At 54.2% G+C, this 14,538-nt stretch carries 15 protein-coding genes; 8 read left to right on the top strand and 7 right to left on the bottom strand.

The window, feature by feature from the left end; genetic code table 11:
* Positions 1-36: 36 nt before the first annotated feature.
* The 4 genes from ACT3RR_RS07250 to gstA all read left to right on the top strand — a co-directional run bounded on the left by ACT3RR_RS07250 (position 37) and on the right by gstA (position 3,911).
* Positions 37-300, top strand: a complete 264-nt coding sequence (locus tag ACT3RR_RS07250; protein WP_353502395.1) for a hypothetical protein — start codon at positions 37-39, stop codon at positions 298-300.
* Positions 301-515: 215 nt separating this feature from the next.
* Positions 516-2,189: a sensor domain-containing protein gene (locus tag ACT3RR_RS07245; protein ID WP_353502396.1), complete on the top strand. Its 1,674-nt coding sequence runs from the start codon at positions 516-518 to the stop codon at positions 2,187-2,189.
* Positions 2,190-2,301: 112 nt separating this feature from the next.
* Entirely contained in the window at positions 2,302-3,168 is an 867-nt protein-coding gene (gene dapA / locus ACT3RR_RS07240) for a 4-hydroxy-tetrahydrodipicolinate synthase (RefSeq protein WP_353502397.1), read from the top strand.
* 137 nt (positions 3,169-3,305) lie between these two features.
* Positions 3,306-3,911 carry a glutathione transferase GstA gene (gene gstA, locus ACT3RR_RS07235; RefSeq protein WP_353502398.1) on the top strand — a complete coding sequence of 202 codons (606 nt, stop codon included), beginning with the start codon at positions 3,306-3,308 and terminating at the stop codon, positions 3,909-3,911.
* Between the two features lie 88 nt (positions 3,912-3,999).
* On the opposite strand, the gene pdxY is transcribed toward gstA, so the two are convergent.
* The 5 genes from pdxY to anmK all read right to left on the bottom strand — a co-directional run bounded on the left by pdxY (position 4,000) and on the right by anmK (position 8,707).
* On the bottom strand, positions 4,000-4,860 hold the full coding sequence (gene pdxY, locus ACT3RR_RS07230; protein WP_353502399.1) for a pyridoxal kinase PdxY: 861 nt from the start codon (positions 4,858-4,860) through the stop codon (positions 4,000-4,002).
* A gap of 111 nt (positions 4,861-4,971) precedes the next feature.
* The gene (gene tyrS, locus ACT3RR_RS07225; protein WP_353502400.1) at positions 4,972-6,246 is read right to left on the bottom strand and encodes a tyrosine--tRNA ligase; all 1,275 of its coding nucleotides are present in this window, start codon (positions 6,244-6,246) and stop codon (positions 4,972-4,974) included.
* Between the two features lie 153 nt (positions 6,247-6,399).
* A complete protein-coding gene (gene pdxH / locus ACT3RR_RS07220) occupies positions 6,400-7,077 on the bottom strand; it encodes a pyridoxamine 5'-phosphate oxidase (protein ID WP_353502401.1) in 678 nt (225 codons plus the stop codon).
* 99 nt (positions 7,078-7,176) lie between these two features.
* On the bottom strand, positions 7,177-7,485 hold the full coding sequence (locus tag ACT3RR_RS07215) for an MliC family protein (RefSeq protein ID WP_353502402.1): 309 nt from the start codon (positions 7,483-7,485) through the stop codon (positions 7,177-7,179).
* A 100-nt stretch (positions 7,486-7,585) separates the two neighbouring features.
* The gene (gene anmK, locus ACT3RR_RS07210; protein WP_396130448.1) at positions 7,586-8,707 is read right to left on the bottom strand and encodes an anhydro-N-acetylmuramic acid kinase; all 1,122 of its coding nucleotides are present in this window, start codon (positions 8,705-8,707) and stop codon (positions 7,586-7,588) included.
* A 441-nt stretch (positions 8,708-9,148) separates the two neighbouring features.
* Here anmK and ACT3RR_RS07205 point away from each other — a divergent pair, with 441 nt between their 5' ends.
* Positions 9,149-9,619: an outer membrane lipoprotein gene (locus tag ACT3RR_RS07205; RefSeq protein ID WP_034791109.1), complete on the top strand. Its 471-nt coding sequence runs from the start codon at positions 9,149-9,151 to the stop codon at positions 9,617-9,619.
* A gap of 154 nt (positions 9,620-9,773) precedes the next feature.
* Here ACT3RR_RS07205 and slyA read toward each other — a convergent pair whose 3' ends face one another.
* Complete coding sequence (gene slyA, locus ACT3RR_RS07200; protein WP_034791111.1) at positions 9,774-10,211, bottom strand: transcriptional regulator SlyA; 438 nt, start codon at positions 10,209-10,211, stop codon at positions 9,774-9,776.
* A 182-nt stretch (positions 10,212-10,393) separates the two neighbouring features.
* Here slyA and ACT3RR_RS07195 point away from each other — a divergent pair, with 182 nt between their 5' ends.
* Genes ACT3RR_RS07195 through ACT3RR_RS07185 form a run of 3 tightly spaced genes read left to right on the top strand, consistent with a single transcriptional unit; the run spans position 10,394 to position 13,554 of the window.
* Entirely contained in the window at positions 10,394-10,630 is a 237-nt protein-coding gene (locus ACT3RR_RS07195; protein WP_034791113.1) for a DUF1656 domain-containing protein, read from the top strand.
* 4 nt (positions 10,631-10,634) lie between these two features.
* Complete coding sequence (locus ACT3RR_RS07190) at positions 10,635-11,492, top strand: efflux RND transporter periplasmic adaptor subunit (RefSeq protein WP_396130446.1); 858 nt, start codon at positions 10,635-10,637, stop codon at positions 11,490-11,492.
* A 10-nt stretch (positions 11,493-11,502) separates the two neighbouring features.
* A complete protein-coding gene (locus ACT3RR_RS07185) occupies positions 11,503-13,554 on the top strand; it encodes an FUSC family protein (protein ID WP_496200013.1) in 2,052 nt (683 codons plus the stop codon).
* A 57-nt stretch (positions 13,555-13,611) separates the two neighbouring features.
* Here the strand turns inward: ACT3RR_RS07185 and ACT3RR_RS07180 are convergent, their stop codons facing one another.
* Positions 13,612-14,508, bottom strand: coding sequence for an aldo/keto reductase (locus tag ACT3RR_RS07180; RefSeq protein ID WP_353502407.1), 897 nt, complete (start codon positions 14,506-14,508; stop codon positions 13,612-13,614).
* Positions 14,509-14,538: the final 30 nt, after the last annotated feature.

The raw sequence follows: 14,538 nt of genomic DNA, 5'->3' as shown, positions 1-14,538 counted from the left end.
TGCATCTTTTCTCCCAACGAATACCAGGAAGCCGTGATGGAAAAAAAGAATGTCCTGGATGAAGGGCGACAATTAAAACGACTTAATGCGGAAATTCGCCGCCAATCGCATATGCATAAATGGTTTGCCATGGTGGCGGCGTTAGATTGCGTGCTGGTTATTTTTTATGACCAAGATATGCGCAATATCGTTTTTTCCGCAGGCGTTTGTATTGTCTGCACCTATTTGTGGCTTAAAGGCCGCCGCCAGTCGCGCAAATATCGCCGCGAGTGGGACGAAAAGTATGGCCCGAAGCCATAGCACTTAAGTGGTTGTTATATCGCCATATATTATGCCGACCAGCGCACTTAAGTCGTGATTATTGATTGAAATAGTCAATTTCAAAACAAGCGTAATCTTCCTACAACAATGTAGGCAATAATCAGAATTCTTAACGATTTTTAGGTCACTCTTATTTTGCGTTGGTCTTATTAAACGCCACGATCTTTTCATTTTCCGTTCAGGGTTTTTAACTCATGTTTACTGATATTGCGATATGCCAGGCAGTTCTCGACGCGCTTACCGAAGCGACCGTCTTGAAAGATGATCAGCGCAAATTGGTCTTTCTTAATCAGAAAGCCTGTGAGTTATTTGGCCGGCGGCGTGAAGATCTTATTGGCCGCGACGTCTCCTTTTTCACCGAAGAAAATCAGTCGGCGCGCCAGCGAGAGAGAGATATTGAAGTGCTGACCAGCGGCATTAAAAACGTCAGCGAAGAGATGCTAATTGATGCCAATGGCAAAATTCGCAATGTATTGGTGCGCAAATCCCGCGTCACGCTGGAAAGCCGCCACTATATTTTGACCTCTATTATGGATATTTCATTGCAGCGCAGCTCAGAGGCGCAAATTCGCTATTTAGCGCGCCACGACGTGCTCACCGGCCTGCCAAACCGCACTGCCCTGAACGAAGATCTCAGCCAAATCGCCGCCCAGCGGATGTACCGCCCCGAGCCTTACGCCCTTTTTCTGCTCAATTTGAATGAATTTAATTACATCAATGACACCTACGGCTATCAGGCCGGGGACGCCATTTTGTGTGAGTTTGGCCAGCGCCTGCGCAATGAGCTTGGCAGCAGTGGCACGGTGTCGCGCATCGGCGGCGATGAGTTCGCCATTATTTTGCGCAATAGCCCGACCCATGAACAAGCCAATAATCTGGCGCTCGAGATTCTGGTGATGATGCGCCAACCCTTTAGTCTGACGCGCGCCAACCCGATGGTGACGCTCTCGCTGGGTATCGTCATGTTTGGTGCGGAAAATATTACCGCCGGTGAAATCATGCGCCGGGGCAATACTGCCCTGCTGGAAGCCAAGCAGCGCGGCAAAAATATGTTCTCGTTTTACTCCGAACTGCTGGATGCCAGCAGCGTGAGTAAGCGAATTATGGTCAAAGCGCTGGCGGAATCCCTCTCTCGCCAAGGGGATTTAACCTGCGTGTATCAGCCAATTTTGCGCAGTTCCGATGAGAAAGTGGTGTGCGTCGAAGCCTTGGCCCGCTGGAATCACGGCGTGCTGGGGGCCGTCTCTCCGGTGCAGTTTATTGCGCTGGCAGAGGAAACCGGGCTGGTTATCCAGCTGGGGGAAATCATTCTGCGCCAAGCCTGTCAGGATATTCTGAGCCTCAGCGAGCTGAATTTGGCGATTAACGTTTCCGCCGTACAGCTGGGCGAAAGCAATTTTGCCGACCGAATTTTGACCCTGCTGGAAGAAGAAGATTTCCCGGCCAGCCGCCTTGAACTGGAGCTGACTGAAACCTCGGTGATGAATGCTAACTGCACCAGCCTGACCCATCTGGTTGAACTGCGGAAAGCCGGGGTGAAAATCTCTCTCGACGACTTCGGCACTGGCTATTCCAGCCTCAGTTTGCTGAAAGACATTTCCGTGGATAGCGTGAAAATCGACCGTTCTTTTGTTCAGTACGTCACAGAAGTGAATGATACTGCGGCGATTGTTTCAGCCGTTTCCCAATTGGGAAATAAGATGAAATTAAACGTCATTGCCGAAGGCGTGGAAAATCAGCTACAGAAAACATTTTTAATATCAGCGGGATGCTCACATCTTCAGGGCTATTTGTTCTCTCGCCCGGTGCCCATCGAGGTACTGCGCAGTTTGCTGGATAGCTCACTAAATATGCAAAACGAATCCTGATATTAGCCTGACAAATAACTCAAAACCCGCGATAAATTCTTTCAATTGGCGTCGCCCCCCGATCTCCTGACATGATCGCGGGTAATAATCACGCCGTCGAAGGAAGTAAATCATGCCATCGTTTTCAGGTATTTGGGTTCCGCTAGTCACACCTTTCCATCAGGGAGATATTGATTTCCCCGCTCTGCGCAAGCTTTGTGTTCATTTGCTGAAACAGGGGGTGGATGGCGTTGTGGTTTGTGGCACGACCGGCGAATCCCCGATGCTGACCAAAGACGAGCAGCTGCAAGTCCTCGATACCGTGTTAGAAATCGTGCCGGGTCATCAGGTGATGATGGGCCTGTCGGGCACTCACCTGCCGACCGTCAGAGCGATGCAGGATGCCATTCAGCAGCGCCCTGTTGCCGGCGTCTTACTGCCAGCCCCTTACTACATTCGCCCGTCACAGGCCGCCCTCAGCGCCTGGTTTACCGAGCTGGCTAACCACTCCAGCGTGCCAATCGTGCTGTACAACGTGCCTTATCGCACCGGAATTCACCTCGAGCTGGCCACCCTGCGTGAACTGGCCGCCCACCCGCGCATTGTGGCAGTGAAGGACTGCGGCGGAAGCTGGGACCTCACCTTGTCGCTGATTGCCGACGGCCAGCTTGACGTGCTGTGTGGCGAAGACGCGCAGATCCTCGCGACCCTCAGCCACGGCGGCACAGGGGCGATTGCCGCCTCTTCCCATTTGTACACTGATGAATTCGTGCGTTTGGTGGAAGAGGTGAAATCCTCCGATCTGGCCGCCGCGCGTCAAACCTTCTTCACGCTGTTGCCGATGATTCGTTTAATGTTCAGCGCGCCTAACCCGGCGGCGATAAAATACGCGTTATCCCTCTCCGGCATGATGCACAACGAGCTTCGCGCCCCGCTGCTGCCCGCGCCGGAAAGCGTAGAACGCGCAGTCCGTGACCACTTAAATCAGCATTCTCGCTAACATCACGATTCTGTCACTGACATTTGTCAGCGGTAGATCTAGGATAGCGGCAGCTTTATTTTTCCCGCGGCGCTGAGCCTTTTTTCACCTCAGGCCGCGGGTCTGCATGCTACTCAAGGTAACCTCACGGAGTCACTATGAAACTTTATTACAAACCCGGCGCTTGTTCCCTTTCTCCGCATATCGTTCTGCGCGAAGCCGGCCTGGATTTCAGCATCGTCAAAGTTGATTTGGCGACCAAGAAAACTGAACACGGCGATGACTTTTTTGCCATCAACCCTAAAGGCCAGATCCCAACTCTCGAACTGAACGACGGCACCTTGCTGACCGAAGGCGTGGCTATCGTGCAGTATCTGGCCGACCAGAAGCCAGACCGCAACCTGCTGCCAGAGTTTGGCACTATTGCGCGCTACCACGCGCTGGAGTGGCTGAACTACATCGCTACCGAGTTGCATAAAGGCTTCAGCCCGCTGTTCAATCCGAAAACGCCAGACGAATTCAAAACCGTCACCCGCGAAGCGCTGATGAAGAAATTCGCCTACGTCAACCAAGAGCTGCAAGGCCAGCAATTCCTGCTGGGCGCGCGCTTTAGCGTGGCCGACGCTTACCTGTTCACCGTGATGGGCTGGGCCAAAGCGCTGAAGTTTGATTTGAGCGCCTTCACTGACTTGAACAGCTATCTGGATCGCGTTGCAGCACGTCCGGCAGTTGACGCCGCGCTGACCGCCGAAGGCCTGAAGTAATAGACTAAACCCTAAGCGAAACGCAATAAAAAGCCCCGCCCAGTAAGCACTGGCGGGGCTTTTTTTACAATTTAAACGCAGCGAGAAATTACAGCTTTACCGCCGCAAAATGGTGCTCTGGCGTGACCATCTTGTCTTGCGCTGCGACCACCTGAAGCTCATATTCGCCCATCGCATGGGTCGCTAACATCACCTCATAAACTGCGGCAGTGACGTGCTCCAAGGCTTTATCCAGAGCTTCGCCTTTCAGCAGGTTCACCAGCAGCAGGCCGCTGGTCAAATCACCGACGCCAACCGGCTGGCGCACGCCGAAATCCACCAGCGGGCGGTCGATGTGCCAGGCCTGATCGGCGGTCACCAGCAGCATTTCGAAACGATCGGTGTGATAACCCGCGCGGCTCAGATGCTTCACCAGCACGATTTTCGGCCCTTTAGCAATCAGCTCGCGCGCCGAGGAAACGGCCTCTTCGACGTTGTGCACCGCGTGCCCACTGAGCAGCTCCAGCTCGAGCAGGTTTGGGGCAATAATGTCGCAGTTCAGCAAAGCCTGATTGCAGTGGAACTCCGCCACGCCCGGCGCCACGATGCAGCCTTTCTCCGGGTGACCCATCACCGGATCGCAGAAATACCACGCGTTGGGATTGGCTTCCTTCACCTGACGGACAATCTGTAAAATGCTCTGGCCCTGCTCCGGCGAACCGATGTAGCCGCTGAGCACCGCGTCGCAATCCTTCAGACGGTCGATATCGGCAATGCCCTGAGCAATTTCAGTGAGATGGCTGGCTGGCATCACGCAGCCGGTCCATTTGCCATACTGGGTATGGTTAGAGAATTGCACTGTATTGAGAGGCCAAACGTTTGCGCCCATGCGGCGCATTGGAAATTCTGCAGCACTGTTTCCGGCGTGTCCAAAAACGGTATGCGACTGGATAGAAAGGATATTTTTCATGTGAGGTCCCGATACTGACGTCATCGGCGGATGGCGCATATAAAGATGTTGAAACACGGCCTTTGGAATAGATAAAGGGGCCGTAAAGCCCCTTTTCTGACTGCTGCTCTCTTATTTCCAGATAAGCAGGCTGTAGTTCTTTTTACCACGGCGCATCAGGGCATAGCGGCCGAACAGGCGGTCACTGTCGCTGAAGCGGAACTCAGGATCGGTTTGCTTTTCGCCGTTCAGGGTGATGGCGTTGGAAGAGATCATGGTGCGAGCCTGGCCGCGAGAAGGCGCTAAGCCTGCAGCAACCAGCGCCTGTTGCAGATCGGCGTCAGCTTCCAGATTCACTACCGGCATGCCGTCTTGCTCCAACTGAGCCAGATCAGCCTCGGTCATGTCGTTCAGCGCGCCGGAGAACAGGCTTTCGGTGATACGGCGAGCCGCCGCCAAACCTTCTTCACCATGAACCATGCCGGTGACTTGCTCCGCCAGCACGTACTGGGCGCGTGGCGCTTTGCCGCTGGCTTTGTCTTCCTCTTCCAGCGCATTAATCTCTTCGAGGCTCAGGAAGGTGAAGAATTTCAGGAAGCGATAAACGTCGGCGTCCGCGGTGTTGATCCAGAATTGGTAGAATTTGTACGGACTGGTTTTCTTCGGATCCAGCCACACTGCGCCACCTTCGGTTTTGCCGAACTTGGTGCCGTCAGACTTAGTGATCAGTGGCACGGTCAGGCCGAATGCTTGTTGCTGGTGCAGACGACGGGTCAGGTCGATACCTGACGTGATGTTGCCCCACTGGTCGGAACCGCCGATTTGCAGCACCACTTTATGGCGGTTATACAGCTCGGCAAAGTCATAACCCTGAAGCAGGTTGTAAGAGAACTCGGTGAAGGAGATGCCGCTATCGTCACGGTTCAAACGCTGCTTAACCGCTTCTTTATTGATCATCTGGTTAACGGAGAAGTGTTTACCGATGTCACGCAGGAAGGTCAGCACGTTCATGCCGCCAAACCAGTCGTAGTTGTTAGCAGTGATCGCGCTATTTTCGCCACAGTTGAAATCCAGGAAAGGCGACACTTGCTGGCGGATTTTCTCCACCCACTCGTTGACCGTTTCGTTGGTATTGAGCTTGCGCTCAGTGGCTTTAAAGCTTGGGTCACCAATCAAACCGGTGGCACCGCCGACCAGCGCAACGGGCTTGTGGCCGTCTAACTGGAAGCGCTTCAGGCAAAGCAAAGGCACCAGATGACCCAAATGCAAGCTGTCTGCGGTAGGATCGAAACCGCAATAGAGTGCAATTGGCCCTTGCGCCAGTCGCTCTGCTAACGCTTGTTCGTCCGTCACCTGGGCAATGAGGCCCCGCTCTTGCAGTTGTTTAATCAAGTTGCTGCTTGCCATCAAAAACTCCATTAATTTTGTGCATCACGTCGATGCAACATCACGCCTGACATCATGCCGCGCATGTGCCCGTTCTCTCGCCTTTACAGGGGAATGGCATAGAATAAAGCGCCCGCGACGCGAGCGCTAGGATTTAGCATTTTTTTTTCGTGGTTAAGGCGCGAGGCGGTCTACTTTCCAACCAGTTACCGGCTGGCCGGGGGCTGAAGCGGGTTCTCGCTGATAAATAAAGCGGTCATGCAGGCGATGCTCGCCCCCCTGCCAGAACTCCATGGAGTCAACGCTGACGCGGAAGCCGCCCCAGAAGCTCGGCAACGGCACTTCACCCTGACTGAACTTCTGCTTCAATTCGAGGAATTTGCTTTCCAGCACGCCACGGGCCGAAATGCGGGTCGACTGCTGCGACACCCAGGCGCCAATTTGGCTGTCCTTCGGGCGGCTGGCAAAATACTTCATCACTTCCAGCGTCGATAAACGCTCGGCGCGGCCAATCACCGCCACCTGACGGTCCAGCATATGCCAGGGGAACAGCAAGCTGATGTGGCTATTGTTGGCTAATTGCTGGGCCTTGCGACTGCCGAGGTTGGTGTAGAACACCAGCCCTTTTTCATCGTAATGCTTGAGCAACACGATGCGCTGATACGGCTGGCCGTTCTCGTCAACCGTCGCCACGACCATCGCCGTAGGGTCGGCGAGCTTGGCTTCACAAGCCTGCTTCAGCCAGTGTTCAAACAGCGGCAGAGGCTCGGCCGGTAAATCGCCACGACGCAGCCCGCCACGGGTGTATTCACGCCGCGAGGCTGACACATCAAATTCATTATTATCAGTCATATGAAGTTCTGTACGCGAGAAAGTGTGGTGGGGCTATTCTGCGCCTGACGCGTTGGGATCTCAATCACCCAACGCGTCAGTTAGGAGGGAATGCGGAGATTATTTTTGTACGCAGTCGTTAAGGATGATGTCATCGCCGCGCTGTACAAAGGCCTGCGGCCCTTTCGACCAGAAAGTGTAATGGCCGTCGCTATAGCGCGTGCCGGAGGCGGCGGCAACCTGTTTCAATTTAAGCTGATTGCCATCAAGCAGGAAATCGACCTGCTGCGCCGGTTTGTCCAGCGTGACGGTCAGCGGCGTGGTGCCGCACTGGTAGTGCAGTTGCTCGGTGGTGGCTTCCTGCTGATGGTGAAACTGGCTACAGCCAGCCAAGGTTAACGTCGCCAAAGCGAAAATCGCCTTTTTCATCCTGATGTTCCTCATGAGTCTCGATTTACTCCGTTTAGTACCACGCCTGACGGCGTAGCACATTGAGATTAAACCGATAACGTCATAAATCGCCCAGGCTTTAGCGCGGCCCCTTATTGGGCACCGGGTAAATCGCCCCCAGCACGGTTTCCTGCGACGCGCCGGTAACCGACGGCAGATTGCCCGCCTTGCCCGACAGCGTGCGAAACGCCAGCCACGCGAAGGCCAGCGCTTCCATATCATCGCCGCTGATACCAAAGCTGTCGGTGGTGGAGACTTCAGTACCCGGCAGCATGGCTGACAGGCGCGCCATCACCAGCGGGTTGCGCGCTCCGCCGCCACACACCATCAGGCGGTCGCAGCTTCCGGCCAGCTGCACCTGCTCGGCGATGCTCACAGCGGTCAGCTCGGCCAGCGTGGCCTGCACGTCTTCAGGAGCCAGCTCGTGAACCTTGCTGAGCTGCTTCTCCAGCCAGGCGATATTGAAGTACTCGCGCCCGGTGCTTTTCGGCGCCGGCTCGGCGAAATAAGGGTCCGACAGCATCTGCTGTAACAGCGTCAGGTTAACCCTGCCGCTGTTGGCCCACTCGGCATTTTTATCATAAGGCTGGGCGCGATGACGCCAAATCCAGGCGTCGAGCAGCATGTTGCCCGGCCCGGTGTCGTAGCCGCGAATTGGCTGGCCCGGCAGCAGTAAGGACAAGTTGGCGATGCCGCCAATATTCAAAATCATCCGGCGCTCGGTCGGGTGTGCTAACAGAGCCTGATGGAAAGCGGGCACCAAGGGCGCGCCCTGCCCGCCAAAGGCCATATCGCGGCGGCGGAAGTCGCCAATGGTAGTCACGCCGGTCATGGCGGCAATGCGATTGTTATCGCCCAGTTGCATGGAGAAGGTGGCGTCGCCCTTGGGCTGGTGCCAGACCGTCTGCCCGTGACAGCCAATCGCCGTCACCTCTTCGGCAGTGATCCCGGCCTTTTTCATCAAACCTAATACCGCCTCGCCAAATAACATGCCAAGTCGGGTATCCAGTTCGCCAACCTGCGCCAGCGTCACTTGCTGGCCCTGACACATACCCAAAATGGCGTTTTTCAATTCAAGAGGAATAGGATGAGAGTAGCTGGCCTGCTGCGCCACCATGCGCTCATCAATGGCGGCCAGAACCACGTCGACACCATCCAGACTGGTGCCGGACATCACGCCAATGTAGCGTCCTGATTTCATAGATAACATCCTCGAATCTCCCGTGAAAAGGCCAATAAAGGCGGCTCACTTAAATAAAAATATTACTGCGTCAACTTAACCAGAATTCATCTAGCAACGCTATGAGTTGAACAGGTTTTATTGCGCTATGTGATTGGTGTATTTGTTTTTTGTTAATCAGAGACTATTTTGGGAACCAACCGGAAATAAAAAGTGACTAACAGTGCAATTGACTCACCGACGGCCCGAATCCCAGACAAAGCTGTCTAAAACCTAAACCACCGTTTATTATTAGTTGAAGAGGCCTAATGTACTATGGGTCTTAAGTACCTTAGTCCTGGTTCGCTAAAAAGAAGACTCGACACCCTCGACAGGATGTTGAAATGTGGAATGCATCATCTACGCTATTGCTGGTTATATGATATGACGCTGCGATGACGTGACTTTAAACAGGAGCAATTTATGATTAAGCGTTTTCTGGCTGTCGCCCTTGCGGGTGTGACTCTTGCTGGTTGTGTCAGCGACAACACCGCCTCTGGCGATGTGTACTCATCCTCGCAGGCGAAACAAGTTCAACAAGTCTCTTACGGCACGATTCTGTCTACACGTGCGGTACAGATCCAAGGCGGCGATGACAGCAACATCATCGGTGCTCTGGGTGGTGCGGTTCTGGGTGGCTTCCTGGGTAACACCATCGGTGGCGGTGCAGGTAAAAGCCTGGCAACAGCCGGCGGTGCGGTACTGGGTGGCGTAGCAGGTCAGGGTGTACAGAGTACGCTTAACCGTTCTAACGGTGTTGAGCTGCAAATCCGTCGTGACGACGGCAGCACCATTCAGGTGGTACAGAAAGTCGGCCCAACCAAATTCAGCGTGGGCCAGCGTGTTAGCTTAGCCACCAGCGGCAGCACTGTGACGGTATCTCCAAGCGCCTGATAATATCGGCACGGAGTAAACCCAATAAAAAAGCCGGGAGTGAAAGCTCCCGGCTTTTTTTTGGTTTGGCAACATCGTCGCATTACCAAAAAAGAGTGTGCTGTATGCAAAAATAAAACAGAAAGCCGTTTATTCAACGGCGGGTATTCGCGAATTATTGTGATTTACTTTGTAAAGAAGCGATGTTTTGTTCAAGGCGCGCCAACATTCCCGATAGCTGCTGGATATCCGACTGAGACATGCCGCTGAGGATCTCTTTGCGGGTTGAATCAATCACTGACTCCATCGCATTGATGATCGGAGAGGCTTCCTCGGTCAATTTGATGCGTTTTGCACGGCGATCGCTGGCGCACGTTTGACGGGTGATCAGTCGCTTTTCTTCCAACTGGTCGAGCGTTCTCACCAGAGAAGGCTGCTCAATACCAATGGCTTTTGCCAGCTGAATCTGCGACTGTTCAGGCGGTAACATGTTGATATTGTGCAAAGTTACCCAATGAGTCTGCGTCAACTCCAGCGGTTTTAAGCGTTCATCTATCAACGAGCGCCACGCACGAACTAATCGTGCTAGATCTGATCCAAGGTTCGATTCCAATTATCCCCTCCTTATAATTAGCATGCTAAGATAACTCCCCAGAGTTTAGCCTAGTTTTCGGAATTTTAATCGTGTAATTACATTTCTATATATACTGGATCTTATTACCGTCAGTTAACGAGTTAGCTTCAACTCCCTGATTGACCTTGTTTATAACACAATCACCCGCAGAGATTAATATTGTGGATGCGCAAATCTTTCATACAGGCTACCCGCTCACGGATTTAGTCTTAGGGGCTTCGCTTTATTTCCCTCCGATCTTCAAAGCCATTTTACTGGGATTGCTTTTCTGGATTTTAATCCACCACCTTTTACGCGATTGGATCTATTCCGGCGAAGTGTGGCATCCGACCTTGATGGACTTATCTCTTTTCGTCATTTCTATTTGTGGTGCCCTGCTACTGCTGATCAACGAGTAAGAAAATGAAATTTAAAACGCTTAAATATTTCTCCACGGTGTTGGTCTTTGCGGTCGCTTTATGCGCGGGTTGGTGGATGTGGAATTACTACATGCAGTCGCCGTGGACCCGCGACGGCAAGGTGCGCGCCGAGTTAGTGGACATTACGCCCGAAGTCTCAGGACGCATCATTGGCATCAATGTACATGATAATCAACTGGTTAAGAGCGGTGACCTGCTGTTTACGCTCGACCCACAGCCTTTCCAAATCGCTCTGGATAACGCACAGGCCGCGCTGGCCAAGGCCGCCGCCGACCTTGATAAAGCCAATCACGAGGCGCAGCGCCGCCGTGGGCTGGGTGCCGGGATTGTCTCTGCCGAGACGCTAGATGAGTCCAATATCGCCGCCAAGGCGATGAAAGCCCAGTATGAAGCCGCGCAGGCCTCTCTTGAGCAAGCCCAGTGGAATCTGAGCAAAACCAAGATCTTTGCGCCAACCGACGGCTATATCACCAATCTGCAAACCCGCCGTGGCAACTACGCCACTACCGGCACGCCGCTGGTGGGGCTGGTTGATACCCACTCCTTCTATATTTTGGGCTATTTCGAAGAGACTAAGCTGCGCCATATCAAAGAAGGCAGCCGGGCGAATATCACTCTTTATAACGGCGATATTCCGTTGCAGGGGGAGGTCGAAAGCATTGGGCGCGCCATCTATGATCAGAGCGTCGACCCGTCTGCCGACTTGCTGATGAATGTGAAACCCAACGTGCCTTGGGTCAGGCTGGCCCAGCGCGTGCCGGTGCGCATTAAGCTGCTCAACGTGCCCGCCAACGTGGTGTTAGTCGCCGGAACCACCGCCACTATTTCCGTGCACGACTAAGGCCGGTGACGTGAATCTCTCTTGGCTTGAATGGAAAAACACACCTTGGGGCAAAGCCACCGCCGGCCAGTGGCGCTACGCTCTGCGCAATTCGATCGCCATGTGTCTGTCGCTGTACATCGCCTTCGTGTTGCAGCTGGATGACCCTTACTGGGCGCTGACCTCCGCCGCCGTGGTGAGCTTCCCCACCGTGGGCGGCGTTATTAGTAAGAGCATTGGCCGGGTGATTGGCAGCCTGCTCGGCGCGTTGGCCTCGGTGCTGATTGCCGGACACTGCCTGAATGAACCTTGGTTATTCACCTTTGCCATCGCCGCGTGGCTGGGGCTGTGCACCTACGTTTCCAACCACTATCAAAACAACGTCTCCTACGCCTTCGCTCTAGCTGGCTACACCGCCGCCATCATCGCGTTTTCCACCGTTAACGTGACTGACACTGGCAAAATTTTCGACATCGCCCAGGCCCGCGTGTGTGAAGTGATCACCGGCATCCTGTGCGGCGGCTTTATGATGATGATCCTGCCGAGCACCTCCGACGGCGACGCCCTGCTCACTTCGCTGCGCAAGATGCATGCCCAGTTGCTGGATCACGCCAAACTGCTGTGGCGGCCAGATATCACCGAGCAAATTCGCACCTCGCACGAGGGCGTAATTGGCCAGATCCTCACCATGAATTTGCTGCGTATTCAGGCGGTTTGGAGCCACTACCGGCTGCGTCGGCAAAATAATCTGCTCAACTACCTGCTCCACCAGCAGCTGCGCATGACCAGTTACATCTCCAGCCTGCGCCGCATGTTGCTCAACTGGCCGCAGCCTCCCGAACATCTTTATGAAACGCTGGAAACCTTGATTGAGGCGCTGCGCGATCCGGAAAGCAACAAATACCAAATTGCCCGCATCCTCAGCCAAATCAAGCCGCACGACACCTCCGACTACCGTTATCAGGCGTTTTGGAAAAGGCTGCGCGACTTCTGCTGGCTCTATCTGCATAACGAGCGCTGGCTGCGTCGGGTGGAAAACACCAACGCGGCGCAGGTGGAGTTCTTGCAGCCGCCGCGCGCCAGCCGCCTCACCGAGCACACCGACACCTACGAGGCGGCTTATAACGGCCTGCGCACCTTCCTGTGTATCGTGATTGCCTGTGCGTTCTGGATGAGCACCCAGTGGAGCTCCGGCACCTCGGCGGTGGCACTGACCGCCGTCAGCTGCGTGCTCTACTCCTCCACCGCATCGCCAATTAGCAGCATTACTTTGCTGATTAAATCTCTGCTGTTGCTGTTTGTCGGCTGCTTCATTCTTAAGTTCGGGTTGATGATCCAGCTGAATGACTTCTGGGTGTTCTGCGCCTTTTTGCTACCGATTTTAGTCACCATGCAGATGATGAAATTGCAGTACAAAAAGTACGCCGGGCTGTGGGGGCAACTGCTGGTGTTCAGCGGTTCTTTTTTGGCGGTGACTAACCCACCGAGCTATGACTACGGCGCGTTTATCAATGATGGGATTGGCCGAATCGTCGGCGTAATGCTGGCAGGCGTGGCTTTCCAAGTGCTGCGACCAAGCTCGGATAAACGCAAAAGTCGGCGCATTATCCGCGCCCTGCGCCGGGACTTCATCGACCAGCTAAGTCGCAAGCCGCAGCTGAGCCATTTGCAGTTTGAATCGCTGATTTATCATCGCATCAACCAGCTCAATCAAAGTAAAGATCAGGTTTCGCGGACTTGGCTGCTGCGCTGGGGCGTGGTGCTGCTCAATTGCAGCCATATCGTCTGGCAGCTGCGCGAGTGGGAGATTCGCTCGGATCCGCTCTCTGCGGTGCGGGATGTCTGCATTCACTGCCTGAAAGGCATTATGACCGAACGCGGCGTCAGCCATACGGTGCTGGATTCAAGTTTGGCGGAGTTATCACGGATTAGCGAATCCTTGGCGCATCATCCTGATGAATCAGCGCGGGAACTGGCGGGGATTATTTGGCGATTGTATTGCTCGCTGTCACAGCTACAGCAGGCGATTTCTATCGAAGAAGTGGCGGCTAAGAATAATAGTCCACAGCCGACACAGGCATAACTCAGAGGCAATGGCGCTGTGGCAAAACGCCGCTACAGCGCCAAGGAAAAGCATTAATTAAGGTACATCGTAGCCCAAAGCCGCCTTGCGAATACGGAACCACTGCTGGCGCGTCATCTCCAAGGACAATGACTTCCACGCCGACTTCACGCGGTCGATTTTGCCAGAGCCAATAATTGGCAGCGGCTGAGACGGCAGGCGCAGCACCCACGCATAGACCACCTGCTCAATACTGTCCGCGCCAATCTCTTCGGCGACCTGTTGCAGCTCATCGCGCAGCGGTTGGAACTCAGCGTCGCTAAACAGACGGCCGCCGCCCAGACAGGACCAGGCCATTGGCTTGATGCGCAGCTGTTGGCAAAGATCTAAAGAGCCGTCGAGAATGGCTGGCTGATGGATTGGGGAGATCTCAAGCTGATTGGTCACTAGCGCGAACGGCAGGCGTGACTGCAACAGGGTGAACTGCGCCGGGGTGAAGTTCGACACGCCGAAATGCTTCACCTTGCCGCTTTTGTGCAAGCTGGTGAAGGCTTCTGCTACTTCGTCGGCATCCATTAACGGGTCCGGGCGGTGGATCAGCAACAGGTCCAGACGGTCGGTGTGCAGATTGGTTAGCGACTTCTCGGCGCGCTCAATAATGTATTGGCTGTCGGTGATGTAGTGGCCGATTTTATTCGCCGGGTCCGCCTTGGTGGCGATACCGCATTTGCTCACCAGCTCCATCTTTTCACGCAGCGCGGGCTTGAGGCGCATTGCCTCGCCAAAAGCCGCTTCACAGGCATAGCCGCCATAAATATCCGCGTGGTCCGCCGTGGTGATGCCCAGCTCAACGTGCTGTTCAATGAAGCTCAGTAGCTGTTGCGGGGTCATATTCCATTCCATCAGACGCCAGTACCCGCTAATCATGCGCGAGAATTCCGGGCCTTGGGTGGAGAGTAAGGTACGAGGATCCATGTTATTACCTCTATCGATAGGTTATTGAGT

The sequence above is a fragment of the Ewingella sp. AOP8-B2-18 genome (genome assembly GCF_052376015.1).
In the GTDB taxonomy this organism is placed as follows: Bacteria; Pseudomonadota; Gammaproteobacteria; order Enterobacterales; family Enterobacteriaceae; genus Ewingella; species Ewingella allii.
Note: the sequence above shows the minus strand (reverse complement) of the source record. Positions and strands in the feature narration are given on the sequence as shown.

Bases quoted from the DNA above. Each gene is read 5' to 3' on its own strand.
- ACT3RR_RS07250 (WP_353502395.1), top strand. From the start codon at position 37: ATGGAAAAAAAGAATGTCCTGGATGAAGGGCGACAATTAAAACGACTT.
- ACT3RR_RS07245 (WP_353502396.1), top strand. From the start codon at position 516: ATGTTTACTGATATTGCGATATGCCAGGCAGTTCTCGACGCGCTTACC.
- dapA (WP_353502397.1), top strand. From the start codon at position 2,302: ATGCCATCGTTTTCAGGTATTTGGGTTCCGCTAGTCACACCTTTCCAT.
- gstA (WP_353502398.1), top strand. From the start codon at position 3,306: ATGAAACTTTATTACAAACCCGGCGCTTGTTCCCTTTCTCCGCATATC.
- pdxY (WP_353502399.1), bottom strand. From the start codon at position 4,860: ATGAAAAATATCCTTTCTATCCAGTCGCATACCGTTTTTGGACACGCC.
- tyrS (WP_353502400.1), bottom strand. From the start codon at position 6,246: ATGGCAAGCAGCAACTTGATTAAACAACTGCAAGAGCGGGGCCTCATT.
- pdxH (WP_353502401.1), bottom strand. From the start codon at position 7,077: ATGACTGATAATAATGAATTTGATGTGTCAGCCTCGCGGCGTGAATAC.
- ACT3RR_RS07215 (WP_353502402.1), bottom strand. From the start codon at position 7,485: ATGAAAAAGGCGATTTTCGCTTTGGCGACGTTAACCTTGGCTGGCTGT.
- anmK (WP_396130448.1), bottom strand. From the start codon at position 8,707: ATGAAATCAGGACGCTACATTGGCGTGATGTCCGGCACCAGTCTGGAT.
- ACT3RR_RS07205 (WP_034791109.1), top strand. From the start codon at position 9,149: ATGATTAAGCGTTTTCTGGCTGTCGCCCTTGCGGGTGTGACTCTTGCT.
- ACT3RR_RS07190 (WP_396130446.1), top strand. From the start codon at position 10,635: ATGAAATTTAAAACGCTTAAATATTTCTCCACGGTGTTGGTCTTTGCG.
- ACT3RR_RS07180 (WP_353502407.1), bottom strand. From the start codon at position 14,508: ATGGATCCTCGTACCTTACTCTCCACCCAAGGCCCGGAATTCTCGCGC.